We start from the raw sequence: 23,005 nt of genomic DNA, 5'->3' as shown, positions 1-23,005 counted from the left end.
GTAGGGGCTCCTCGCGAGATGGACCGGCCCGCGACGACGCGGGCCACCACGGGCCGGTGCGTCAGATGGTGTGGTGTGGCTCGGTTTTCGACGCGTACTCGTGCGCCCAGCGATAGTCGGGCTTGCCGCTGGGTGTGCGTTCGACGGTGTCGGACAACCAGATCGAACGGGGAATCTTGTAGCCCGCGAGCGTGCTGCGGGTGTGCCGTTCGACGTCGCCGACATCGAACGCGGCGGCGTCACGGGGACGGACGACGGCGGCGACCCGCTGCCCCCACCGCTCGTCCGGCACGCCGATGACGATCGCGTCGTACACGCCCGGATGCGCCTTGAGTGCCGCCTCGACCTCCTCGGCGAACACCTTCTCGCCCCCGGTGTTGACGACCATGTTGCCGCGGCCGAGCAGGGTGATCGTGCCGTCTCCCTCGGCGCGGGCACGGTCGCCGGTGACGACGACCCGCTCGCCGTCGATCACCTTGAAGACCTCGGCGGACTTCACCGGATCGTTGTAGTACCCGGACGGCACATGGCCCTTCTTCGCGAGCCAGCCTTCTCCGCTGATGACCGGACGACCGTCGTCGTCGACGACCAGCGAGCCGCGGCCCGCACCGATCCGCGGGCCGCCGTCCTGCACGACCCCCTTGGACGCGATGCCGATTCCACTGAATCCGGTCTCCGAGGAGCCGACCGAATCGGAGATGAGCACCCCCGGAACCGCGTCGAACATCGCGTCCTTCACCGACTGCGAGAACAGTGCGGCACCGGAGGCCACCACACCGAGCCCGGTCGGGTCGTAGCCGCCGCCGACGAGCGCGTCGACGAGCGGGCGGCCCATCGCATCACCGGTGATGACCATGACCTGCGGCCGGTGCCGCTGCACGATCTCCCAGGAGCGGTGCGCGTCGAAATGGTGGTCGAGCAGCACCGTGTTGCCCGAGAACAGCGAGTTGCACATCGTCATGAGGGCGGAGGTGTGGATGAGCGGCGGCAGCAACAGCCACCGGCCCGGTTCCGCCGCGGAGGCGGCGAGCCGGCACTGGTGGAATTCGTCCGGGACGGGCTCGCCGCTGTAGAAGTCGGATCCGCCGGCCAGGGCACGCCAGATGTCCTCCTGCCGCCACACCACGCCCTTGGGACGGCCGGTGGTGCCTCCGGTGTAGACGATGTACCGGTCGTCGCCGGAACGCGGCCCGAAGCCGCGTTCGGGTGAGCTCGACGCGAGCGCGGCCTCGTACGACGAGGAAGTCTCCGAGTGCCCGTCGTCGACGACGAGGCTGTGCCGCAGCTTCGGCACCGACGGCAGCACATCCTCGACGACCTGCGCGTAGGTCCGGTGGAACACGAGGGCGTCGAGCTCGGCGTTGCCGTACAGGTACGCCAGTTCGTCGGACGTGTAGCGGTAGTTGACGGTGATGGGCACCGCCCGGATCTTGAACGCCGCGAAGACGGTCTCGACGGCCTCGATCGAGTTGTGCAGGTGGATGCCGATGTGGCTGCCCTCGCCGAAACCTGCGCCGATGAAGTGATGGGCGAGGCGGTTGGCACGGGCGTCGAGCGCCCGGAACGTGACCTGACGGTCGCCGACGATGAGCGCCACACGATCCGGCACCGCGTCGACGGCGTGTTCGAACAGGTCCGCGAAATTGTGGGCCACGCAGAGATCCTTTCGGGTCGCGCGCTCAGACCACAGTGAGCGGCAAGGGAATTCCTCGATCTGCAAAGACGAAGTTCGACCCCGTGCTGAACCGGGTGATCGCGACCTCACCGCATTCCTTCGCGGGCGTCGGCTCCACGATCACCTCGACGACGAGCGCATCGGCGTCCTCGGCGACGACCCGCACGCTGAAATGCGGATCAACCCCGCGCACAAGGGCATTCAGCGCTTCGAGGTGCTCGCCGTCGACGAGCGTCGGCCAGGCACCGTCGGTGTGCGCTCCCCCGCTGCGGCGGATGCTCAGTTCGAGCCGCTGCCCGTCGAACCGGATGTCGCGGTCGACGTACTGCCGCGGCGCGAACACCGGGTGCACCGACAGCACCGTCGCCAGTCCCTCGAGGTCGGCGGGAAGGCCGAGCGCGTTCCCGATGCGTTCGGAGGTCAGCCCGGCTATGCCGGTGAGCTGCTTGCGCGCGATCGTCAGGGCCGAGGTTTCGTCGGTCCGTTTGCGCACCCCGAGCAGGAATCCGAGCGTGAGCATGTGGTGCTGCAGGCACACCTCCTCGGCGATGCGCACGAGTGCGGAGTGGGAGAAGTCGCCGAAGCGCACGTCCGACAGCAGCGGCCCCGCATAGTCGGCATTGCCGTCGTCGTGGGGGTCGATGGGACTCAGTGCCACCGCGACCGCGGCGGTCCGGCCGAGTGCCTCGGTGTGTGGTTCCACCGGCGGTGGCTCGTGCGACGGGTCGATGACGACGGTCCACGCGCAGTGCGGGTGCCGGTCCGCGGGCCGCCGCGGAGGCCGGTGGATGGGCCGGACCTGCGCGTGCGGGTTGGTGGCCAGGGCCGTGGCGTCGAAGGTGGGGTCCTCGATGTCGTGGCACATCGCGGTGACGTACTCGTCGCCGAGCGGCTCCACATCCATCAGCGCACCGCAGTGGTCGAGCCAGAACTCGCCGTGGTTGCGATCGTCCACGCGGTACCGGAAGTCCATGAACTGCGGCGGTGCCCCGATGTCGAATTGCATTCCCTTGAAGATCGTTTCGACGTCGTCGTTCTCGAAACGCAACGCCCGCTGCATGCGCTTGGTGTACCAGGGGCTCGACGCCTGCCACTCCTCGATCGCGACCTCGGCCATGCCGTCGCGGCCGAACGCCGAGATCAGGTGCGCCATCCCGGATCTGTCGATGAGCTGCCCGCACAGCAGCAGTTCCGGGACGAGCACAGCCAGATCGCGGCGGGACAGCGCCGCGAACGATGATCCGGTAACCCGGTCCCCCGCGGTCACCACAGCGGTACCGGGGACTTCCCCACCGGATACCAGCCCGGCAGCTTCTCACCGGACATCGACCGCTCGATGCGCCTGTTCATGCCGTCGGACAGCGCTCCGGCCGTGATCATCTCGAGGAACAGGTGCGAGACGTTCCCGAAGTCGAAGAAGTCCCGCTGCCAGGACCACTGGAAGTTGCCGCCGTAGCGGAACCAGCTGCCGCCGATGCCCTGCACGGTGTAGTGCGAGCCGTCCTCGCGGGTGGCGTCGGAGATCTGCTTCCAGAAGCCGATCACGTCGCCGGTGCGTTCGTCGACGACGAACTGCTGGTAGGGGTACTCCCAGCCTTCGAGGCCGTCCATCTCCTGGCCGAGGGCCAGCTCACGGATCTCCTCACGACCGACGGCCATGAACTCTTCCTTCGGGCCGTAGTTCCAGCCGTAGGTGGCGTCCTCGGTGTACATGTCGGCCAACGGTTTCCAGTCTCCGTCGGCCTCGGCTCGCTTGTTGGCATCGATCCAGCGCTGGATCATCTCGTCCAGCTCGGCACGATCGAACGGGGCCATGGTGTCTCCTGTTGTCGGTCTTCTGTTGTCAGTCGTCTGCTGTCGTCGCCTGTTGTCGGTCTTCGAGGATGCTCAGGGCTCGGGTGGGGCAGTACTTGACGGCTGCTTCGACGTCGGCGCGCAGCGATTCCGGGACGGTGTCCATGAGGATCTCCACCGTTCCGTGCTTCGCGACCGCGAACACGTCGGGGGCCTCCATCGAACACATGGCGTGTCCCTGGCAGAGATCGAGATCCGCTTCGACCTTCACGGTGTCCTCACTTCCGGGCGCGACGGCGGTACCGCACCGCGCACGGCTGCGCGAGTTGCACCACCATCTTGGAATGATCGTTGTGGTACGAGTCGGCGGGCTGGGACATCTCGAATTCGAAGTCGCGCAGCAGGATCGAGAAGATCGCCTTGAGCTGCATGAGCGCGAACGCGGCGCCCACGCACCGGTGGCGGCCGGCGCCGAACGGAATCCACGTCCAGCGGTTGACGATGTCCTCCTGATTCGGGTCGATGTAGCGGCCCGGATCGAAGGTGTCGGGGTTCGGGAAGTCCTCGGGGATCCGGTTGGAGATCGCCGGGGTCGCGCCGACGAGGTCGCCGTCGGAGATGCGGTAGCCGCCGACCTCGTAGTCGCCGCGGGCGACGCGCAGCAGCAGAATCAGCGGCGGGTGCAGCCGCAGTGTCTCCTTGAGCACCGCTTCCAGGACCGGGATCTGGCGCAGCGCATGGAAACTCACATCTGCGCCGTCGGCGTAGAGGGTGTCGAGTTCGTCGGTGACCTTCTCCAGGTATTCCGGGTTGCGCAGCAGTTCGATGAGCGCCCACGCCGCGGTGCCGGACGTGGTGTGGTGCCCGGCGAACATCATCGAGATGAAGATGCCGGTGACCTCGTCCGCGCTGAACCGCTCGGTGCCGTCCTCGTTCTTGATCGAGACGAGCACGTCGAGCAGGTCGCGATCCTCCTTGCCCTGCGGCGGATTCGCGATGCGGCCGTTCATGATCTCCTGGACGAGCGCGACCAGGCCTTTGCGGGCTTCGTCGCGGCGCCGGAAGCTCTCGATCGGCGCGTACGGGTCGACGAAGGCCAGGGCGTCCGTACCTTTTTCGAGGTCGTGGTAGAGGTGCGCGAAGCGGTCGTCGAGTTCGTCGCGGAACTTCTTGCCGATCAGGCAGGCCGACGAGGTGTAGATGGTCAGCTCGGCGAAGAACTCGAGCAGGTCGATCTCGCCCTCGTCGCCCCAGCCGGCGATCATGTCCTGGACCTCACGGTCGATGGTGGCGGCGTGGCCCTTCATCTGCTCGCCGCGCAGCGCCGTGTTGTGCAGCATCTCCTTGCGCCGTTCCGGGCTGGCGTCGAAGACGACACCCTCACCGAAGACGGGCTTCATGAACGGGTAGGCGGCCTGCTGGTCGAGGTCCTCGTCGGCGGCGCGGAAGAAGAACTCGTTGGCCTCGGCTCCCGAGAGGAGCACAACCTTCTTGTCGGCGAGCTGGAAGACGCCGACGTCCCCGCACTCCTCGCGGACTCGCTTCATCAGCGCGATGGGGTCGGTGCGCAGTTCCTCGAGGTGGCCGTGCTCGTGTTCGCCGCCGGAGACGCGGAGCGGAGCCGTTGCAGTACCGGTCATGACTGGGCCTTCCGTTCGTTCTTCCGCAGAGGAGCTTCGGGCTGGACCTCGACGAGTACGATGTGCGCGCCGCGGGGCGCGGAGACGACCGACGCCACTGCAGAGGCGATGTCGGAGGCCCGCAGGAGGTAGGGGTGCCGCGCCAGGCCCCAGTGGATCCAGTCCTCGAGCAGGGGCCCGACGACCTCTTCCGGCTGGTCCATCCCGGCCGCGGTCTGGGTCGGACCGGGACGCACCGTCGAGGCGCGCACACCTGTGCCTTCGAGTTCCATCCGCATCTGGCGCACGAGGGCCTCGAGGCCGGTCTTGGCGCCGATGTACGCGCCGGCGCGGGGCCGGGCGTCGACGGCGCAGTCGGAGCCGATGACCACGAAGTCGCCGCGGGCGCGCTCGATCATCCCCGGCACGACCCGGTGGGCGAGACGCTGGGTGCCGCCGAGATGGACATCGACCTGGAATTCGAAACGGTCCGGGTCCATTTCGTGCACGAGCGCGAAGTCCATGTCACCGGCGCCGGAGACCACGATCTCGGTGGGGCCGTGCGCGGCCTCCGCGGCGGTGACGAAGGCGTCGACGGATTCGGTGGAGGACACGTCGAGGAAGTGCGCGATCGCTTCTCCGCCTTCGGCACGGATCTTCTCGGCGATCGCCTCGCACTCGTCGACGCGGCGGGCGCCGAGCGCGACCGGATGCCCGAGTTCGGCGAGGGCGTAGGCGGTGGCGGTGCCTATTCCGGAGGAGGCGCCACTGACGATCGCGGGGCGGCGCGCCGGGTGGGGTTCGAATCTAGGCATGGAGGCGGGTCACTTTCAGGGGCAGTGCGGCGAAGCCCCGGACGTTGGTGGAGTGGACTCGTTCACAGCGGTCGAAATCGACGTCGTAGTCGGCGACGTTGCGGGCGAACTGTTCGAGCGCGATGTTCGCTTCCAGCCGGGCCAGGTGAGCACCGAGGCAGAAGTGTACTCCCCCACCGAAACTCGCGAGCTTGTTGGTGCTGTCGCGGCCGATGCGGTATTCGTCGGCGTCCTCGAAGACCTCGGAGTCGCGGTTCGCGGATCCGATGAGCAGCAGCACCTTGTCGCCCTCGCGGATGGTGCCGCCGTGCACGTCGATGTCAGCGGCGGCGGTGCGCGCGACGATCTGGCTCGAGGTGTCGTAACGCAGCGTTTCCTCGGTCCATTCGGGGGCGCGTTCCGGGTCGCGCAGTACCCGCGCCGCCTCGTCCTTGTTGACCGCACCCCAGTACAGGGCGTTGCCGAGCAGTTTGGTGGTGGTTTCGTTGCCGGCAACGACCATCAGGAACATGAACCCGATGATCTCGTCGTCGGTGAGCCGGTCGCCGCCGATCTCCGCGTCGAGCAGCGCCGAGGTGAGGTCCTCGGTGCGGCGGGTACGACGTTCGGTGAGCATGTCGGCGTAGTAGCCGACGAGGTGGAGCGAGGCCTCCATCGCGGCCACGGGGACATCGAGCACGCCCTCCTCGCGGTGCACGACGAGGTCGGCCAGGCGGCGGATCTCGGCGCGGTCCTGCCGGGGAACGCCCAGGAGTTCGGAGATCACGTCCATCGGCAGCTTGCCGGCGAACTCGGCGATCCAGTCGAATTCGCCTGTCTCCACGGCAGGTTCGAGATATCCCAGGGTGAGCTCGAGGATGCGCTCCTGCATGTCGGCGACGCGGCGGGGCGTGAAGCCCTTGGAGACGAGCTGACGCATCCGCATGTGCCGCGGATCGTCCATCGCCAGGAAGGACATCACCTTGTGCGCGTGCGGCCCGTAGGCGGACGGATCGAGCGAAACACCGTTGGCGCTCGACAGTCTCGTGTTGTCCCGGAATCCGGCGACGACGTCCGCGTGGCGCGACAGGGCCCAGAAGCCGAGGTCGTCGTTGCGGTAGAGCGGCGCCTCCTCACGCAGCCGACGGTAGATCGGGTACGGGTCTTCGTGGAAGTCGTAGTCGTAGGGGTCGAACAGCAACGGCCCGAACAGTGACGTGTCGAGCGAGGCCTGAGTCATTGCTACTCCAATAGAAGTCTGGCGGAGGTTTCCAACCGATCGGCGAGCTTCGCGTAGGTGCCGTAACCCATTCCGGCGCGGACGAGCGCACCTGCGTACAGCAGTTCGAGGGCTTCTAGGACATTCGGGTCGCCGTCCGGCCCCAGGGCGGCCGACAGCCGCTCCCGGATGTCGAGGCCGATGCGGCCGCGGAGGTGTTCGACGTCGGGGTCGCGGCCGAGCAGTGCGCTGGTCACGGCCCCGGCGAGCTCGGGTTCGTCGTCCATGAGCATTGCGATGTTGCGCAGCACGGCGCACACCCGGTCGGCGGTGCTGCCGACGATGTCGGCGGGGTCGGGTGTGGCGGCGAGGCGGCGCCAGAACACCTCGGCGACGAGGTGTTCCTTGGACGAGAAGTAGGTGTAGGCGGTGGCGGGTGCAACCCCGGCCGTCGAGGCGACGGTGCGCACGGTCAGACCTGCGAATCCCTCCTCCCGGAGCACCTCGACCGCGGCGCGGGTGAGGCGGTCCACGGTGTCTGCCTGCTTCTCGGTGAGGCGCCGGCGGGTGGATTCGAGATTCACATTTCTGGACACGTGTCTGGACATTACTACGGCAACCTCGCCGCGGCAATGCCCGATCAGGGCCGTATGCACGAAATCAGTCCTGCCGCGGGTGGATACGCACCGGCATCGCCTTGACACCGTTGACGAAGTTCGAGCGCAGTCGCCGCGCCGGTCCGGCCGACTCGACGCGGTCGAGGCGCCGCGCGAGCGTCTCGAACATCACCTTCAGTTCGAGCCTGGCCAGGTGCGCTCCGAGGCAGAAGTGCACCCCGGTACCGCCGAACGCGACGTGCGGATTGTGCTCGCGTCCGATGTCGAAGCGGTGCGGTTCCTCGAAGACGTCGCCGTCCCGGTTCGCGGCCGGGTAGTACAGGACGACCTTGTCCCCGCGATCCACGGACTGCTCCCCGATCGTCGCCGGGCAGGTGGGGGTGCGACGGAAGCCGATCACCGGGCTCACCCAGCGCAGGATCTCCTCGACCGCGCTCGGGACGAGTCCGGGATCGTGCTGCAGTCGCCGCCACTGGTCGGGATGGTCCATGAACGCCTGCATGCCGCCGGTGATCGCGTTGCGCGTGGTCTCGTTTCCCGCGATGACGAGCAGCACGAAGAACATGCAGAACTCCATCTCGGTGAGCGTGTCTCCGTGCTCGTCCGGCCGGACCAGCGCGGACACGATGTCGTCCTGCGGCTCGGCCCGGCGCCGGGCGGCGATCTCGTTGGCGTACAGGAAGATCTCGGCGGCGGCGAGTTCGCCGTCCGCCTGGGTGCTGCCGTACTCGGGATCGTCCCAGCCGATCATCCGGTTGGACCAGTCGTACAGCTTGCCCACATCCTCGGCGGGTGCGCCGAGCAGCGCCGCGATCACCTCGAGCGGCAGCGGGGCGGAGACGAGCGGCACGAAGTCCACGACCGCGCCGTCGCGGCCGGCCTCGATCAGCTCGTCGACGGTGCGTTCACAGATGTCGCGAATGCGCCCTTCGAGCTGCTTGACGACCCGCGGGGTGAATCCGCGGCTCACGAGCTGGCGGAGCCGGGTGTGCTCGGGCGCATCGAGATTGATGAGCATAGCGGCCTGTTTGAGCCGGGTCTCCTCGTCGAACTCGTCGATCTGCGTGGTACCGAGCGCGGAGGAGAAGGTGGCGCTGTCGCGGGAGACCGCCGTGACGTCGGCGTGCCGGGTGAGCGCCCAGTAGCCGGGACCGTCGTCCTCCGGCTGCCAGTACACCGGACATCGCCGGCGGATGTCGTCGAACGCGTCGTGCGGCATTTCCTTCGCGTAGACGTCCGGGTTCTTGAGATCGGTGCGTGACGCCGTCATGGGGGTTACCTCGGGTGTCGTGGAAGCAAGAAACGAATGGCTCTCGTTTACAAACTACTCACATTCGTTTGGAATGGAAGACCCCTAAGATCGCTTTATGGCACGTGACAACGAACGCCCCGTCCGGCGCCGTACGCTCACCCGTGACAAGGTGATCGACGCCGCGCTCGCCCTCGTGGACGAACACGGATGGCAGCAGTTGACGATGAGCACCCTGGCGGCTCGTGTGGGTGTAGTGGGCGCGTCGCTGTACAACCATGTGCGCGGCCTCGACGACGTCCGGTCCGAGGTTCAGATCCGGACGATGATCGCCCTCGGCGACCGGCTGCGCGAAGAAGCCATGGGCCGCAGTGGAATCGACGGACTGCGGCACCTCATCGCGACCTATCGGTCGTGGACGGTCGCGAATCACCGCCGCTACGAGGCCCTCACCGCCGCTCCGATCGACCGCGACGCACTCATCACCTCGGCGCTCGACGCGAACAGCGCTCTGCGCGCGATGCTCGTCTCGTGCGGTGTCCCAGAGGAGGATTCGCTCGATACCGCGGTCGCGCTGTTCGCCGCGGTGCACGGTTTCGCGATGATCGAGGGCACCGGCTTCCTCGGCGACGAGATGGATCTCGACCGCATCTTCGACAAGGTGGTGGACAGCGCGCTCGCGTCGATCACCGCGTCACCGTCCCGCGACTGACCCCTGCTACCCTCCGACGAATCCCGCGATCTCTTCGATCGTCCACGGCGGCTCGGCCCTGTGGTCGCGCCACGCCAGCAGGCTCGGCTGCGGCCGCGGGAAGCGCCCGACGAAACACCCCGAGCCGGCGAAGATCTCGCCGGTGACCCCCGCCGACCGCTCGTCGACGAGATACGCGTAGAGCCGGGCGACGTACTCGGGCGGCGCCGGGTCGAGCGAGCCCTGATAACTCACGTCGTCGAGCAGGCCCCGGCGGTGGAGCTGCTCGATCTGCCGTTCGTACTCGTCGCCCGTCGACAGCCGCGTCCGCGCCCCCGGGCACACCGCATTGGCCCGGACCCCGTGTTCACGCAACTCCGCGGCGATCGCCAGGGTGAGACTGTTGACCGCACCCTTTCCCGCCGGGTAGCCGGTACCGCCGTAGTCACCGAGGAAGGCGAACGAACTCGTGTTGACGACGGCGCCGCCGCCGCGCGCCACGAGGTGCGGCGCGACGGTGCGGCAGGTCCGGAACGTGCCGGTCAGGTGGGCGTCGAGCAGTTCGTGCCACTGCTCGTCGGTCACCGACAGGATCGACGAGCCGGCGGGTTCGGCGATGCCGGCACAGTTGATCAGGGCATCGACGTCGCCGAACTCGTCGAGCGCGGCGGCCAGTAGCGTCTCTGCCACGCCCGGCGCCGCGGCCGATCCGGCGACCCCGACAGCGCGCCCACCTGCGGCTTCGATCTCCGCGACCGTGTCGTGCACCGCGTCTTCGGCGCGCCCGTTGACCACCACGGCGGTGCCCGCGGCCGCCAGTTCGAGTGCCACAGCCCGGCCGATCCCCCGGCTCGCTCCGGTCACGATCGCCGCCCGATCCGCCATCCCGCCCCCTCCCGTCCGGCGCGATATTGCACCGCGCATCTGTCCGAACTATAGTCCAGACAAGTGTCCAGATTATGAGGACCGTCACACGCTCCACGTCGACCGACGTCTGCCACCGAACCGCCAGAACGGGAGCACCACACATGGCCCTGCGCCCCAGGAACAGCCCGACCGACAGCACTCCCCTGCTGATCGACGGCAAACTCGTCCCCGGCTCCGGGGGCACCTTCGAGACCCGCGATCCCGCGACCGAGGAAACGCTCGGCCACGCCGCCGACGGCACCGCCACCGACATGGACGCGGCCATCGCCGCCGCCCGGGATGCCTTCGACACCACCGACTGGTCCCGCGACCACGCCTTCCGCGCCCGCTGCCTGCGCCAGTTGCGCGACGCACTACGCGGGCACATCGAGGAACTGCGCGAGATCACCATCGCCGAGGTCGGCGCGCCCCGATTCCTCACCTCCGCAGCACATCTCGAAGGCCCGGTCGACGACCTGTTGTGGTTCGCCGATCTCGCCGAGAAGTACGAGTGGAAGCAGGATCTCGGCGACGCGAGCCCCATGGGCATCCCGACGCACCGCTACCTGCTGAAGGAAGCGGTCGGTGTCGTCGGCGCGATCACCCCGTGGAACTTCCCGCACCAGATCAACTTCGCCAAGATCGGTCCCGCGCTCGCCGCCGGCAACACCGTCGTCCTCAAGCCCGCACCCGACACCCCGTGGTGCGCAGCGCTGGTCGGCAGGATCATCGCCGAGGAGACCGACATCCCGCCGGGCGTGGTGAACATCGTGACGTCGAGCGACCATTCCGTCGGCGCCCAGCTCGCTGCCGACCCGCGCGTCGACCTCGTCTCCTTCACCGGCTCGACCGCGACCGGCAAGGCCGTGATGCGCGCGGCCGCCGAGACGCTCAAGAAGGTCTTCCTCGAACTCGGCGGCAAGTCCGCCTTCGTGGTCCTCGACGACGCCGACCTGAACGGCGCCTGCTCGATCGCCGCGTTCACCGTGTGCACGCACGCCGGGCAGGGCTGCGCGATCACCACCCGTCTCGTCGTCCCCCGCGAACGCTACGACGAGGCCGTCGAACTCACCGCGAAAGCGCTGCGCGGCATTCGCCCGGGCAATCCGAACGAACCCGGAACTGTGTGCGGGCCACTGATTTCCGCTCGGCAGCGTGACCGCGTCGAGGGCTATCTGAAACTGGCGGTCGAGGAGGGCGGCACGATCGTCGCCGGCGGTGGCCGTCCCGCCGAGCACGACAAGGGCTTCTTCGTCGAACCCACCCTGATCGCGGGCCTGGACAACAACGCCCGCGTCGCCCAGGAGGAGATCTTCGGTCCCGTCCTGGTGATCCTGCCGCACGACGGCGACGACGACGCCGTGCGCATTGCCAACGACTCCCCCTACGGCCTGTCCGGCTCGGTATGGGGCACCGACCCCGACCGCGTCGCCCGTGTCGTCGCCGGGATCCGCACCGGCACCCTCGGTGTCAACGGCGGCATCTGGTACGCCGCCGACGCGCCCTTCGGCGGCTACAAGCAATCCGGAATCGGCCGTGAAATGGGTGTGGCCGGCTTCGAGGAATACCTGGAGACCAAGCTCGTCGCGGAACCCGCGGCGTCCTAGAAAGGTTCACGACATGGGACGTTTCACCGATCGAACCGCCATCGTCACCGGTGGCGCGCAGGGAATCGGCGAGGCCTACGCCCGAGCGCTCGCCACCGAGGGCGCGAACGTTGTGGTCGCCGACCTCAACGCCGAGGCCGGTGAACAGGTTGCCAAACAGATCGTCGCGGACGGCGGCAGTGCCGTCTTCCTGCCCGTCGACGTCGCCGACCCGGACTCGGCCACCGAACTCGCCGCCAGGACCGTCGAGACCTACGGCGGGATCGACCATCTGGTCAACAACGCCGCGATCTACGGCGGCATGAAACTGGACCTGCTGCTCACGGTGCCGTGGGACTACTACAAGAAGTTCATGAGCGTGAACCTCGACGGCGCACTCAACGTCACGCGCGCCGTGTGGCCGCACATGAGGAAGAAGGGCGGCTCGATCGTCAACCAGTCGTCGACCGCCGCGTGGCTCTACTCGGGGTTCTACGGCCTGGCAAAGGTCGGCGTCAACGGTCTGACCCAGCAGCTCGCGGTCGAACTCGGCGGCAACAACATTCGCATCAACGCGATCGCCCCCGGACCGATCGACACCGAGGCCACCCGCACCGTCACGCCCGGCAACATGGTGGCGGACATGGTCGGCAGGCTCCCGCTCAAGCGGATGGGCACGCCCGAGGACCTGGTGGGCATGTGCCTGTTCCTGCTGTCCGACGAGGCCGGCTGGGTGACGGGGCAGATCTTCAACGTCGACGGCGGGCAGGTGATCCGGTCGTGACCGCGCCTTCCGACGTGTCCGTCGGCTACATCGGCCTGGGCAACATGGGTGCGCCGATGGCCAAGCGGCTCCTCGACTGGCCCGGTGGACTGACGGTGCTCGATATGCGCCCCGAGGCCGTCGAACCGTTCACCGCGGCCGGCGCGACCGCCGCCGGAAGTGCTGCGGAACTGGCCGCCACGTGCGACGTCGTCTCCGTGACGGTGCTCGACGACGCGCAGGTGCGCGAGGTCGTCGCCGGACCCGACGGCCTGCTGTCGACCGCGCGGCCCGGCACCGTCGTCGCCGTGCACTCGACGATCTCCGACACCACCGCCGTCGACCTCGCCGCGGTCTGCGCCGAGCGGGGCGTCCATCTGGTCGATGCTCCGGTCTCCGGTGGGGCGGTCGGTGCCGCGAAGGGCACACTGGCCGTGATGGTCGGCGCGGACGAAGAGGCGTTCGCGAAGGTCCGCGAGCCGTTCGGCGCCTGGGCCGGTCTCGTCGTCCACGCCGGTCCGGTCGGAGCGGGAACGCGAATGAAGCTGGCGCGCAACCTGTTGCACTTCATCTCGTTCAACGCGGCCGCGGAAGCCCAGCGGCTGGCCGAGGCCGCCGGGCTCGACATCACCGCACTCGGCAAGGTGGTGCGGCACACCGACACGATCACCGGCGGAGCCGGAGCGATCATGTTGCGCGACACCACCGCTGCGCTGGCACCGGACGATCCGTGGTTCCCGATCCTCGCGCACGCGCGGTCGCTCGGCGAGAAGGACCTGACGCTGGCGCTGGAGCTGGGCGAGCGGCTCGGCGTCGACCTGCCGCTCGGCACCCGGGCACTCGCCGATCTCGGCACCGGGCTCGGTGTCGGTCCCGGCGAACTGGCACAACAACGTTCGACGAAGGAGAACGCGTGACCGACGAACGACGACAGCGGGGCCTCGACATGATGTCGAAGGTCTACGGCTGGGAGATGCAGGACGGGCCCGGCGACCACTTCGCCTACACCGCCGATCACCTGTTCGGGGAGATCTGGACCCGCCCCGGATTGAGCATCCGGGACCGTCGGCTGCTGCTACTGGGTGCGCTGACCGCGCAAGGCCTGACCGACATTGCCGAGATCCAGATCAACGCGGCGCTGCAGAACGAGGAACTCGACGAAGAGCAGCTGCGGGAGATCGCCCTGTTCCTGTGCCACTACGTCGGCTGGCCGCTCGGCACCAAGCTCGACACGACCGTCGGCAAGGTGCTGCATCAGCGCAGGGCCGCCGCGCGCTCGTGATCGCCACGCCCACCGATTCCTGGACCCGGAACCGGTGGGCGTTTCACGCGGAATCGATGGGCGTTTCACGCGGAATCGATGGGCGTTTCACGCGGAATCGATGGGCGTTTCACGCCGCGGGACCGCGACGACGCCGCTAGGCTCGCCGACATGACGGGCATTCCGGTGAATGTGGACAACTTCGTTCGTGCGGAAACGGATCGAATGTTCTCCGACCTCCAGCGGGACTGCGGCGGAGTCAACGTGCTGCGCCACAATCGCGAAGCGGCGTCGGTCGAACACCAGACGGTGATCCGGCTGAACCGCGACACCCTTTACAGCTTCGCGGTCGTCGACGTCTCGGCCGGTGCGGTCGTCACCGTTCCCGACTGCGGCCGCCGGTACGCCTCGGTGATGGTCGTCGACCAGGACCACTACGTGAACCGGATCCTGCACGATGCCGGCGAACACCGTCTCGATCCCGGCGACTTCCCCACGTCGTATGTCACCGTCGCGGTCCGGATCCTGGCCGATCCGGCCGACGCGGACGATGTGCGTGCGGCGACCGAACTCCAGGACCGGTTCCGCATCGATGCGGGCTCGACGGTCGCGTTCACGTCTCCCGGGTACGACACCGCAAGCCTCGATGCGACCCGCACTGCGCTGCTCGATCTGGCGCGCGGACTCACGGCGTTCGATCGGACGTTCGGCCGCAAGGACCAGGTCGACCCCGTGCGCCACCTCATCGGTACCGCCGCCGGATGGGGTGGGCTCCCGACCGAGGAGGCCACCTACATCGGTGTCGACCCGGGACTGCCGGTCGGCGAGTACGAGCTGACGGTGCGCGATGTACCCGTCGACGGATTCTGGTCCCTGTCGGTGTACAACGCGAAGGGATACTTCGAACCCAACGACCGCGGCGTCTACAGCGTCAACAACATCACCGCCGTCCCGAACGACGACGGCTCGGTCACCGTCCGGTTCGGCGGTACCGACGGTGCTCCCAACAGCATTCCGATCACCGAGGGCTGGAACTACCTCGTGCGGCTCTACCGGCCGCGGCCGGAAATCCTCGACGGGAGTTGGAGGTTCCCCTCCCTCACTCCCTAGTCGCGGGGGCGAGCCGGGCGGTACCGGATTCCGCTTCCGATGATCTCGGGACGGTGGTTCCGCGGCGCCGCTCCCGTCGGTAGTGTGAGCCACCGAACAGCAATCCAGCGAACGGAGACTGTGCCGATGACCCGCACCACGCTGCCCCGCGAGATGGTCGAACTTGCCGAGGCGACACCGGGTTTCATGCCGGAGGACGAGGGCACGGCGCTGCACGACGCGGCGGTGCGGTATCTCGGCGATGGGGTGGGTGTCGAGATCGGCACCTACTGCGGGCGCTCGACGGTGTACCTCGGTGCGGCCGCGAAGGCGACCGGCGGAACGATCGTCACCGTCGACCACCACCACGGGTCGGAAGAACACCAGCCCGGCTGGGAGTACCACGACGAGACACTCGTCGACCCCCACACCGGCCTGCTCGACACGGCCGGACGACTCCGACACACCCTCGCCGATGCCGACCTCGAAACGCACGTGGTCGCGGTGATCGGCGCCTCCGCGCAGGTCGCCGGGTTCTGGCGCACCCCGGCGTCGTTCGTGTTCGTCGACGGCGGTCACAGCAGCGCGGCCGCGCAGGCCGACTACGAGGGCTGGGCGCGGTGGGTGCGCGTCGGCGGCGCCCTGATCATCCACGACGTGTTCCCCGACCCCGCCGACGGCGGTCGTCCCCCGTACGAGATCTACTGCCGCGCACTCGACAGCGGCGAGTTCACCGAGGTGTCGGTGACGGGGTCGCTGCGAGTTCTCGAACGCACGGGCGGCACGGTCGGGGTCCTGCCGGGCGCGTGACCGTCCGCCGTCGAGAAAGTCAGCCGCGCGGGGCATACACCGCGCGGCGGACTTTTCCGTCGGCCGGTGTCGGACTCGGCTGCTGTCAGACGCGGACGCCGCAGCCTTCGCTGCAGCGGTCGGCACCCACCAGTTCCGCAGGCGCCGCCGCGTCACGGAACAGTCCGCTGCCACCGGTGGTGCGGGAGAGCGCGTCGGCGGCGAGAACCACCGCGGCGCTCGTCCACGAACTCTTCTCCACCGGCCAGCGTTTGCCGTCACTGAAAACCAGTCCGGTCCAGTACGATCCGTCCGGATCGCGCAGGTGCTGCATCGCCGCGAACAGTTCCTTTGCGCGCGTGTTGCTTCCGAGCGCGTCGAGGGCCAGGACCAGCTCACACGTCTCGGCGCCCGTCACCCACGGTTTGTGATCGACGCACCGGATGCCCAGCCCGTCCACCACGAAGTCGTTCCAGCGTTCCCGGATGCGTTCGTGCGCAACGGTTCCACGGACGGCTCCCCCAAGGACCGGGTAGTACCAGTCCATGGAGTATTCCGGTTTGGGGGTGAACACCTCCGGGTGCCGCCGCAGCGCGTGCCCGAGCCGGTACAGCGCGAACTCCCACTCCGGCTGCGGATCACCCACGACCTCCGCAAGACGCAACGCGCACCGGAAACCGTGATGGATGCTCGAACACCCGGTGAGGAGGGCTTCCTCCGCGATACCGGATTCGTTTCGAGCCCAGAAGATCTCACCGCCGGGCGCCTGCATGGACAGCACATGTTCGAGTGCGGCCTTCACCGTCGGCCACATGCGCTCGACGAACCGCACGTCGCCGGTGGCGAGATGGTGATGCCACACCCCGACTGCGATGTACGCCGCGAAATTACTGTCGGAGTCGGCGTTTTCGATCGTGTCGCCGCGGAACTGCATCGGCCACGACCCGTCCGCGCGCTGGGTGCGCCGCGACCACTCGAACGCGGCCTCGGCCTCCTCGCGCAGTCCGGTCACGGTCAGCGCCATCGCGGATTCGATGTGGTCCCACGGATCGGTGTGCCCGCCCGGGAACCACGGGATCGCTCCCGAGGACTGCTGCATGTCGGCGATGGCGTGCCCGGTGCGGAGGCACTCCTGGGCGGAGAGCACGCCCGGCACCGACGGAACCGCTGGTGCGCCCCTGTCAGCGCGCCGCAACGGGGACTACCGGCTTCTCGACGTAGAAGACCACGCTCTTTCCCATGATCGGATCGAGGACCGATTCGAGGGTGCGGGTCAGCCACGGTTTGTGCATCAGATCCCACACGAGCAGCTTGTGATACGCCTTCGTCAGCACGTGATCGTCGTTGTCGACGCCGACCGCGCACTTGAGCCACCAGTACGGCGCGTGCAGGGCGTGCGCGTGGTCGCGACCGCGGATCTTCAGGCCGGCCGCGGTGAGCTTGGCGGCGAGTTCGTCGGCCTTGTAGATGCGAATGTGTCCACCCTCGACCTCGTGATAGGCATCGGACAGTGCCCAGCAGATCTTCTCGGGGAACCAGCGCGGCACCGTGATCGCCGCGACCCCGCCCGGCTTGAGCACGCGGGTGAACTCCTCGATCGCGCGCACGTCCTGCGGCACGTGCTCGAGCACCTCGGAGATGAGCACCACATCGAACGTCTCGTCGTCGTAAGGCAGTTCGAGCGCGTCACCCACTTCGGCGCGCGCGCGTGCCCCGGCGGGGACCTCGCCCTCGAGCTCCATCGCCGCGAACATCTCGGCGACCGCTTTCATGTCGTCCGCGCTCCGGTCGAACGCGACGACGTCCGCCCCGCGCCGGTACAGCTCGAAGGAGTGCCGGCCGGCGCCCGCGCCGATATCGATGGCGCGGTGGCCGGGCGCAACTCCGAGACGGTCGAAATCGACGGTCAGCATCAGTGGTTCGCCTTTCGTGTCTGCGCTGCGATCGCGTCGTCGTAGACGCATGCGGTCTGTGCGGCCACTGCCGACCAGCTGTACCGGTCGAGGACCCGTTGCCGGGCCGCCGCACCGAGCCGGTCCCGTTCGGCCGGGTCGTCGAAGAGCGCCGCGAGCGCTGCCGCGAGTTTCTCGCCGTCGCCGGGGGGAACGAGCACACCGGCATCGCCGACGACCTCGGGGATCGCGCCTGCGCGGCTCGCGACGAGCGGTGTCCCGCATGCCATGGCCTCCACCGCGGGCAGTGAGAAACCTTCGTAGAGCGACGGGACCGCGGCGATCTCCGCGGAACCGAGGAGCGCGGCGAGCTCGGCGTCGCCGATGCCCGACACGGTGCGCACGATGTCCCCGATGCCGAGTTCGTCGATGAGCCGGGCGGTCACACCGCCTTCGGCGAGCTTCGAGACGAGCACCAGTTCGACGGTCCGCTCGGTCCGCAGCTTGGCGACGGCGCCGAGCAGCGTCGACACGCCCTTGAGCGGTGCGTCGGCGCTCGCCACGCACACGATGCGTCCCGGCACCCGGGCGCCGGCGGGAGGGGCGAACAGTTCGGTGTCGACGCCGAGCGGGATCGTGTGCAGACTTTCCCGGTCGACGTCGAACGCCGTGCGGATGTCGTCCGCCGAGGACTCGGACACGGTGAGCAGCGTTCCGATCCGGCGGGCGACCCGTGCCTGCATGCGCAGGAAGCCGTACCAGCGGCGCAGGGTCAGTTTGCGGCGCCACGTGGTGGCCTGCGCGAGATCGAGTTCGCGGTCGCGGGTGATGGGATGGTGGATCGTCGCGACGAGGGGAAGTCCGGCGTCGGCGATGCGGAGCAACCCGTACCCGAGGCACTGGTTGTCGTGCACGACGTCGAATTCGCCGGCCCGTGCGCGAAGGAGCTTCGCCGCCCGCAGGCTGAACGTGAGCGGCTCGGGGAAGCCCGCGGTCCACATCGTCGCGACCTCCAGGACGTCGACGAGGTCGCGGAACTCCCGGGGTTTCGGGGTGCGGAAGGGGTCGTCGTCGCGGTAGAGGTCGAGGCTGGGGACCTTCGTGAGGGTGACGCCGGGATCGAGCTCCGGGTAGGGCTGGCCCGAGAACACTTCGACGTCGTGCCCGAGGGCGGCGAGTTCTCGGCTCAGGTGCCGGACGTAGACGCCCTGGCCGCCGCAGTGCGGCTTACTCCGGTACGACAGGAGAGCAATTCGCACGGTCACCTCGTTCCTCGTCGCCGGCGGCGTCCGACCAAGATCGCACCACTCTAGAACATGTTCTTGTTCGAGGTCACGACACTGGGACCGCCCGGATACTTTCGGAAGATCAGTAACGGTATACGACGAAGGCCCGGTATCTCATCGATACCGGGCCTTCGCCTGAAGCGACCCTGACGGGACTCGAACCCGCGACCTCCGCCGTGACAGGGCGGCGCGCTAACCAACTGCGCCACAGGGCCATGAAAGAACCCTGACGGATTCTCACAGCAGGACCCACCGCGAACGGTGGGTCCGAAGTATGAAGTTATATGGTGGCCAGGGCCGGGATCGAACCGGCGACCTTCCGCTTTTCAGGCGGACGCTCGTACCAACTGAGCTACCTGGCCGGGACGGCACCCGAACCGAATGCCGATCGCATATTCTCTGCGACCCTGACGGGACTCGAACCCGCGACCTCCGCCGTGACAGGGCGGCGCGCTAACCAACTGCGCCACAGGGCCAGAACATTCTTCACTTGTACTGCACCCTCCGGTGTACACCGAAGAGTACCCCCTACGGGATTCGAACCCGCGCTACCGCCTTGAAAGGGCGGCGTCCTAGGCCGCTAGACGAAGGGGGCCCAGACCGGATTGCTCCGACCCGCACCCTCAACGGCGTTCGTGTTCCGTTGGGAGCTTGGATAGCTTAGGACACCGCTTTCCCGATTCACAAATCAGCAGGTCACAGGCTCTATTGCGGGGGATTCGCCGCGGCCGGCCAACCCTCCCGGCGCCACCGGTCGAGCCATTCCTGCGACGCCATCGCCTCGAGCGGGACCTCCAGGCACATCTCGAACCGCGCGCGTACGTCGACATCGGAAGACGTCAGGTCGGTCATGTACCGCTGTCCCGCCAGCGCCGCACTGATCACCTCGACGAAGCGCCGGATGTCGGCGCCCGGCCGGAACAGCCCCTCGCGCTGCGCCTCCTCCGCGAGGCGATACCCGGCCGTTCCCCACACGGAGCCGCCCCGCAACCGCGCCTCGGATTCGAACTCCGGCTCGATCACGAGCTTGAACTCGGCGCGGATGATGACGTCCCGCTGCAGGGCGTCCGCGAGTTCGGTGACCATTCCGTGCAATCGTTCGAACGGATCGAGCCCGGGAGCCTGCACCCACCGGTCGACGAGCGTTCGGTATCGCGCGAGCCCTTCCTCGAGCACGGCACGGGCGAGCGCTTCCTTCGAGTCGAAGTGGAAGTACATCGCGCCCTTGGTGGCGTTCGAATGCTCGAGAATCGTGTTGATCGACGCCGCCGCGTAGCCGCGCTTGGAGAACTCCGCCGCAGCGGATTCCACGATCGCTGCCCGCGTGCGCCTCGCGCGTTCCTGTTGAGGTGCCATGGGGTGAAGCCTCCGAACCTGACCGCCCCCTCAATAGTCTGCCCCCGCGGACAACTGTAGACGTCCTCCGGATATCGCCGCCGCACCCGCGCGTAGCAGCGCAAACGGTCCCCCACGGTGGCGCTGGAAGAACACACCGGGTGGTACGATCTTCTACGGCTCGGGTGCGACGCAGGGGGTGAGCATCCGAGCCACCGAGAGAGTTTCGGTTCCCGGATACCCCCGCGCGGCACTCTGTGGTTACACTGTGCGCCCACGCCCCTATAGCTCAGTTGGTAGAGCTACGGACTTTTAATCCGCAGGTCGTAGGTTCGAGCCCTACTGGGGGCACCGAGACGTGGCGGGCTGATCCGATCAGTCCGCCGCGTCGGACTTTCTCCGCTGCTCCAGCTCCCGCGCTTCCCGCTCGGCTGCCGCTTCCTTCTCGGCGCGCTGCAGTTCCAGTTCGCCGCGTGCGCGGCGCAGTTCCTCACCGCGCTTGCGGTGACGCATGCTCACGACGGCGGCGATCACGAACACCAGGGACCCGAGGACCGCACCGATGAGAGACGCACCCCGGAAGCCGGGACCGTCCACATCGAGAATGCGCTCACCCGCGTGGGCTGCGTTGCCGCCACCGAGCACGATGCTCAAGGTCATCAGATTCGGCACGGCGACCAGGAGCGCGACGATCGCGAGCACGATCTGCAGCCCGCGGTGATACCGCCAGTCGCGCACGCGCCACACCCACGACAACAACGCCAGCGGCACGAACGTGCACAGGAAGCCGAACATCAGGCCCCACAACGTTCCCCGCACCATCCCACCGTCGGCGAGGCCCGCGATCCGCTGGGCCCACCAGCGGGGCACGAACGCCGCGAGGACGAAGTAGAGGACGACCAAGGCCACCAGCCCCAGCAACACCCACGCGGTCCTCTTCACCCACTTCGGCGCGCCGGTCCGGGCGACCCCGGATTCGAGCGTCTCGTCCGACATGTCGCACCTTCCCTCTGTCCGTTTCGTGCGTATTCCACCCTACGGATCGCGGCACGGCCCCGCCTTTCATCCGGGAATCGGCGCCGAATTTGGATACCGTGTGGTCGCTCACGGAAACGATCCGACGATCGATGGGAGTGGCATGCGGAGTTTCGTCGACCTTGGTCTGTTCCTGTCCGCAATCGCAGTGGGGATCGGGACGTTCCTTCCCGTCGTCGGAGGCGTGCGGGCAACCGAGATTCCACTCGCCTCGCTGCGGGACGGTTTCGAGGGAGGCGAACTGAGCGCGCTCGCCGGCCCCGATCTGCCGTTGCACCTGTCCCTCGCATTGCCGTTGGCCGCAGCCGCGATCCTGCTGCTGGTCGCGGCACTGTTCGACTCGGTCGCGGCCGCGTGGGCCGGCGCGATCCTCGGCACCGCGGTCGTCGTCGTGCTGGCGGTGCGGGTGCAGCAGTCGTTCGGCGAGTACATCCGGGACAACCACAGCACCGTGCTCACGAACCAGAACGGATTCGTCCTGCTCCTGAGCGGAACCGTGGTCGCACTGCTGTGCGGCCTGCTCTCCGTGCGCAGGCCCACAGCGCAGTCCGGCGTGTGATCGAGAACGGACATTCGGCACACGAACGACGCGCGCCGAATTTGCACGGTTGACGGGGAACGACTGGTTAGGCTTCGCCACAACGGGCAAATCGCATCCTGGAGCGCCCCTTACCCAGACAGGTTCTCATGGCAACTCTCGACGACCTTCTCTCCCAGATTCCTGTCGCTCAGATCGCGGAGCGGCTCGGCGTGGACCAGCAGACCGCGGAGACGGCCGTGCGCGCCGCACTGCCGACCCTCGTCGGTGGTCTCGACGCCAACGCGAAGGATCCGGCCGGTGCCGCCTCGCTGCTCTCCGCCCTGGACAACCACTCCGGTGACCTCGTCGAGGGCGGCGTGAACGTGGCCGACGTGGACACCGAGGACGGCAGCAAGATCGTCGCCAACGTGTTCGGTGAAAACAAGGACCAGGTCATCAGCACCCTCGGCGGCGTCAACGGCACCGGTGGCAACGAACTGGTCGCCAAGCTCCTGCCGATCCTCGCGCCGATCGTGCTGTCGTTCATCGCCAAGCAGCTCACCGGCGGCGGACAGGGCGCGACCACGGCGACGGCATCGGCTCCGAGCCAGGGCGGCCTCGGCGATCTGCTGGGCGGTCTCCTCGGCAGCGCGGCGGGCGGTTCCGGCGGTGCAGGCGCACTCGGCGACGTTCTCGGCAGTGTGCTGGGCGGCAACGCCGGTGGCGGACTCGGTGGCCTGCTGGGCGGTCTGCTCGGCGGCGGCAAGCGCTGACAACACCTCCACTCGGGGCGGCGACATTGCGATGTCGCCGCCCCGAGTCGTGTCACGGCTCGACTTTCGTGCGTTCCGTGCATCACCGTGCGTCGTGGTCGGGATCGCCCAC

General features: G+C 68.1%; 24 protein-coding genes and 5 tRNA genes. 10 read left to right on the top strand and 19 right to left on the bottom strand.

Going from position 1 to position 23,005, the window contains the following annotated elements; translation table 11 throughout:
- Positions 1-61: 61 nt before the first annotated feature.
- From ACWDUD_RS20155 to ACWDUD_RS20115, 9 genes are all read right to left on the bottom strand, one after another.
- Positions 62-1,654 (bottom strand): acyl-CoA synthetase, encoded by a 1,593-nt coding sequence (locus ACWDUD_RS20155; protein WP_450110412.1) that lies wholly within the window; start codon positions 1,652-1,654, stop codon positions 62-64.
- A gap of 25 nt (positions 1,655-1,679) precedes the next feature.
- A complete protein-coding gene (locus ACWDUD_RS20150; protein WP_450110411.1) occupies positions 1,680-2,945 on the bottom strand; it encodes a hypothetical protein in 1,266 nt (421 codons plus the stop codon).
- The gene (locus tag ACWDUD_RS20145) at positions 2,939-3,490 is read right to left on the bottom strand and encodes a Cif family virulence factor (protein WP_197254554.1); all 552 of its coding nucleotides are present in this window, start codon (positions 3,488-3,490) and stop codon (positions 2,939-2,941) included. Before ACWDUD_RS20145 ends, ACWDUD_RS20150 begins: the two co-directional genes overlap by 7 nt.
- Before the next feature lie 28 nt (positions 3,491-3,518).
- The gene (locus ACWDUD_RS20140; protein WP_450110410.1) at positions 3,519-3,740 is read right to left on the bottom strand and encodes a ferredoxin; all 222 of its coding nucleotides are present in this window, start codon (positions 3,738-3,740) and stop codon (positions 3,519-3,521) included.
- 7 nt (positions 3,741-3,747) lie between these two features.
- Complete coding sequence (locus ACWDUD_RS20135) at positions 3,748-5,109, bottom strand: cytochrome P450 (protein ID WP_450110409.1); 1,362 nt, start codon at positions 5,107-5,109, stop codon at positions 3,748-3,750.
- Positions 5,106-5,903, bottom strand: coding sequence for an SDR family oxidoreductase (locus ACWDUD_RS20130; protein ID WP_450110408.1), 798 nt, complete (start codon positions 5,901-5,903; stop codon positions 5,106-5,108). Before ACWDUD_RS20130 ends, ACWDUD_RS20135 begins: the two co-directional genes overlap by 4 nt.
- Positions 5,896-7,122, bottom strand: coding sequence for a cytochrome P450 (locus ACWDUD_RS20125; protein WP_450110407.1), 1,227 nt, complete (start codon positions 7,120-7,122; stop codon positions 5,896-5,898). Before ACWDUD_RS20125 ends, ACWDUD_RS20130 begins: the two co-directional genes overlap by 8 nt.
- 2 nt (positions 7,123-7,124) lie before the next feature.
- Positions 7,125-7,685, bottom strand: a complete 561-nt coding sequence (locus ACWDUD_RS20120) for a TetR/AcrR family transcriptional regulator (protein ID WP_450110431.1) — start codon at positions 7,683-7,685, stop codon at positions 7,125-7,127.
- Positions 7,686-7,761: 76 nt separating this feature from the next.
- Entirely contained in the window at positions 7,762-8,988 is a 1,227-nt protein-coding gene (locus ACWDUD_RS20115; protein ID WP_450110406.1) for a cytochrome P450, read from the bottom strand.
- 97 nt (positions 8,989-9,085) lie between these two features.
- Between ACWDUD_RS20115 and ACWDUD_RS20110 the strand changes: the two genes are divergently transcribed.
- On the top strand, positions 9,086-9,679 hold the full coding sequence (locus tag ACWDUD_RS20110) for a TetR/AcrR family transcriptional regulator (protein WP_450110405.1): 594 nt from the start codon (positions 9,086-9,088) through the stop codon (positions 9,677-9,679).
- Positions 9,680-9,685: 6 nt separating this feature from the next.
- On the opposite strand, the gene ACWDUD_RS20105 is transcribed toward ACWDUD_RS20110, so the two are convergent.
- A complete protein-coding gene (locus ACWDUD_RS20105; protein ID WP_450110404.1) occupies positions 9,686-10,543 on the bottom strand; it encodes an SDR family NAD(P)-dependent oxidoreductase in 858 nt (285 codons plus the stop codon).
- A gap of 143 nt (positions 10,544-10,686) precedes the next feature.
- On the opposite strand from ACWDUD_RS20105, the gene ACWDUD_RS20100 reads away from it, so the two are divergent.
- The 6 genes from ACWDUD_RS20100 to ACWDUD_RS20075 all read left to right on the top strand — a co-directional run bounded on the left by ACWDUD_RS20100 (position 10,687) and on the right by ACWDUD_RS20075 (position 16,073).
- On the top strand, positions 10,687-12,171 hold the full coding sequence (locus ACWDUD_RS20100) for an aldehyde dehydrogenase (protein ID WP_450110403.1): 1,485 nt from the start codon (positions 10,687-10,689) through the stop codon (positions 12,169-12,171).
- A gap of 13 nt (positions 12,172-12,184) precedes the next feature.
- Complete coding sequence (locus ACWDUD_RS20095; protein ID WP_450110402.1) at positions 12,185-12,934, top strand: SDR family oxidoreductase; 750 nt, start codon at positions 12,185-12,187, stop codon at positions 12,932-12,934.
- The gene (locus tag ACWDUD_RS20090; protein ID WP_450110401.1) at positions 12,931-13,830 is read left to right on the top strand and encodes an NAD(P)-dependent oxidoreductase; all 900 of its coding nucleotides are present in this window, start codon (positions 12,931-12,933) and stop codon (positions 13,828-13,830) included. The genes ACWDUD_RS20095 and ACWDUD_RS20090 overlap by 4 nt, the downstream gene beginning before the upstream one ends.
- Complete coding sequence (locus tag ACWDUD_RS20085) at positions 13,827-14,195, top strand: carboxymuconolactone decarboxylase family protein (RefSeq protein ID WP_450110400.1); 369 nt, start codon at positions 13,827-13,829, stop codon at positions 14,193-14,195. The genes ACWDUD_RS20090 and ACWDUD_RS20085 overlap by 4 nt, the downstream gene beginning before the upstream one ends.
- Before the next feature lie 150 nt (positions 14,196-14,345).
- On the top strand, positions 14,346-15,284 hold the full coding sequence (locus ACWDUD_RS20080) for a DUF1254 domain-containing protein (RefSeq protein WP_450110399.1): 939 nt from the start codon (positions 14,346-14,348) through the stop codon (positions 15,282-15,284).
- A 126-nt stretch (positions 15,285-15,410) separates the two neighbouring features.
- The gene (locus ACWDUD_RS20075; RefSeq protein WP_248673572.1) at positions 15,411-16,073 is read left to right on the top strand and encodes a class I SAM-dependent methyltransferase; all 663 of its coding nucleotides are present in this window, start codon (positions 15,411-15,413) and stop codon (positions 16,071-16,073) included.
- An 85-nt stretch (positions 16,074-16,158) separates the two neighbouring features.
- Here the strand turns inward: ACWDUD_RS20075 and ACWDUD_RS20070 are convergent, their stop codons facing one another.
- The 8 genes from ACWDUD_RS20070 to ACWDUD_RS20035 form a co-directional block, all read right to left on the bottom strand.
- Positions 16,159-17,208, bottom strand: coding sequence for a prenyltransferase (locus tag ACWDUD_RS20070; RefSeq protein WP_450110398.1), 1,050 nt, complete (start codon positions 17,206-17,208; stop codon positions 16,159-16,161).
- Positions 17,209-17,233: 25 nt separating this feature from the next.
- The gene (locus tag ACWDUD_RS20065) at positions 17,234-17,965 is read right to left on the bottom strand and encodes a class I SAM-dependent methyltransferase (RefSeq protein WP_197254586.1); all 732 of its coding nucleotides are present in this window, start codon (positions 17,963-17,965) and stop codon (positions 17,234-17,236) included.
- Positions 17,965-19,203, bottom strand: a complete 1,239-nt coding sequence (locus tag ACWDUD_RS20060) for a glycosyltransferase family 4 protein (RefSeq protein WP_450110430.1) — start codon at positions 19,201-19,203, stop codon at positions 17,965-17,967. The genes ACWDUD_RS20065 and ACWDUD_RS20060 overlap by 1 nt, the downstream gene beginning before the upstream one ends.
- Positions 19,204-19,371: 168 nt before the next feature.
- A tRNA-Asp gene (locus ACWDUD_RS20055) sits at positions 19,372-19,445 on the bottom strand.
- A gap of 70 nt (positions 19,446-19,515) precedes the next feature.
- Positions 19,516-19,592 (bottom strand) — tRNA-Phe (locus ACWDUD_RS20050).
- Between the two features lie 40 nt (positions 19,593-19,632).
- Positions 19,633-19,706, bottom strand: a tRNA-Asp gene (locus tag ACWDUD_RS20045).
- A 46-nt stretch (positions 19,707-19,752) separates the two neighbouring features.
- Positions 19,753-19,825: transfer RNA gene (locus ACWDUD_RS20040), tRNA-Glu, on the bottom strand.
- Between the two features lie 110 nt (positions 19,826-19,935).
- Positions 19,936-20,586, bottom strand: coding sequence for a TetR family transcriptional regulator (locus tag ACWDUD_RS20035; RefSeq protein WP_450110397.1), 651 nt, complete (start codon positions 20,584-20,586; stop codon positions 19,936-19,938).
- Positions 20,587-20,843: 257 nt separating this feature from the next.
- On the opposite strand from ACWDUD_RS20035, the gene ACWDUD_RS20030 reads away from it, so the two are divergent.
- Positions 20,844-20,916 (top strand) — tRNA-Lys (locus ACWDUD_RS20030).
- 24 nt (positions 20,917-20,940) lie between these two features.
- Here ACWDUD_RS20030 and ACWDUD_RS20025 read toward each other — a convergent pair.
- On the bottom strand, positions 20,941-21,561 hold the full coding sequence (locus ACWDUD_RS20025; protein ID WP_450110396.1) for a hypothetical protein: 621 nt from the start codon (positions 21,559-21,561) through the stop codon (positions 20,941-20,943).
- Between the two features lie 142 nt (positions 21,562-21,703).
- Here ACWDUD_RS20025 and ACWDUD_RS20020 point away from each other — a divergent pair, with 142 nt between their 5' ends.
- Positions 21,704-22,159: a hypothetical protein gene (locus tag ACWDUD_RS20020; RefSeq protein ID WP_420749916.1), complete on the top strand. Its 456-nt coding sequence runs from the start codon at positions 21,704-21,706 to the stop codon at positions 22,157-22,159.
- A 128-nt stretch (positions 22,160-22,287) separates the two neighbouring features.
- The gene (locus ACWDUD_RS20015) at positions 22,288-22,893 is read left to right on the top strand and encodes a DUF937 domain-containing protein (RefSeq protein WP_450110395.1); all 606 of its coding nucleotides are present in this window, start codon (positions 22,288-22,290) and stop codon (positions 22,891-22,893) included.
- The last annotated feature ends 112 nt before the right edge of the window (positions 22,894-23,005 follow it).

This window comes from Rhodococcus sp. NPDC003382 (genome assembly GCF_053589135.1).
This window is presented reverse-complemented; position numbering and strand designations above follow the sequence as displayed.

Bases quoted from the DNA above. Each gene is read 5' to 3' on its own strand.
- ACWDUD_RS20145 (WP_197254554.1), bottom strand. From the start codon at position 3,490: ATGGCCCCGTTCGATCGTGCCGAGCTGGACGAGATGATCCAGCGCTGG.
- ACWDUD_RS20135 (WP_450110409.1), bottom strand. From the start codon at position 5,109: ATGACCGGTACTGCAACGGCTCCGCTCCGCGTCTCCGGCGGCGAACAC.
- ACWDUD_RS20130 (WP_450110408.1), bottom strand. From the start codon at position 5,903: ATGCCTAGATTCGAACCCCACCCGGCGCGCCGCCCCGCGATCGTCAGT.
- ACWDUD_RS20125 (WP_450110407.1), bottom strand. From the start codon at position 7,122: ATGACTCAGGCCTCGCTCGACACGTCACTGTTCGGGCCGTTGCTGTTC.
- ACWDUD_RS20115 (WP_450110406.1), bottom strand. From the start codon at position 8,988: ATGACGGCGTCACGCACCGATCTCAAGAACCCGGACGTCTACGCGAAG.
- ACWDUD_RS20110 (WP_450110405.1), top strand. From the start codon at position 9,086: ATGGCACGTGACAACGAACGCCCCGTCCGGCGCCGTACGCTCACCCGT.
- ACWDUD_RS20105 (WP_450110404.1), bottom strand. From the start codon at position 10,543: ATGGCGGATCGGGCGGCGATCGTGACCGGAGCGAGCCGGGGGATCGGC.
- ACWDUD_RS20100 (WP_450110403.1), top strand. From the start codon at position 10,687: ATGGCCCTGCGCCCCAGGAACAGCCCGACCGACAGCACTCCCCTGCTG.
- ACWDUD_RS20095 (WP_450110402.1), top strand. From the start codon at position 12,185: ATGGGACGTTTCACCGATCGAACCGCCATCGTCACCGGTGGCGCGCAG.
- ACWDUD_RS20080 (WP_450110399.1), top strand. From the start codon at position 14,346: ATGACGGGCATTCCGGTGAATGTGGACAACTTCGTTCGTGCGGAAACG.
- ACWDUD_RS20075 (WP_248673572.1), top strand. From the start codon at position 15,411: ATGACCCGCACCACGCTGCCCCGCGAGATGGTCGAACTTGCCGAGGCG.
- ACWDUD_RS20065 (WP_197254586.1), bottom strand. From the start codon at position 17,965: ATGCTGACCGTCGATTTCGACCGTCTCGGAGTTGCGCCCGGCCACCGC.
- ACWDUD_RS20035 (WP_450110397.1), bottom strand. From the start codon at position 20,586: ATGGCACCTCAACAGGAACGCGCGAGGCGCACGCGGGCAGCGATCGTG.
- ACWDUD_RS20025 (WP_450110396.1), bottom strand. From the start codon at position 21,561: ATGTCGGACGAGACGCTCGAATCCGGGGTCGCCCGGACCGGCGCGCCG.
- ACWDUD_RS20020 (WP_420749916.1), top strand. From the start codon at position 21,704: ATGCGGAGTTTCGTCGACCTTGGTCTGTTCCTGTCCGCAATCGCAGTG.
- ACWDUD_RS20015 (WP_450110395.1), top strand. From the start codon at position 22,288: ATGGCAACTCTCGACGACCTTCTCTCCCAGATTCCTGTCGCTCAGATC.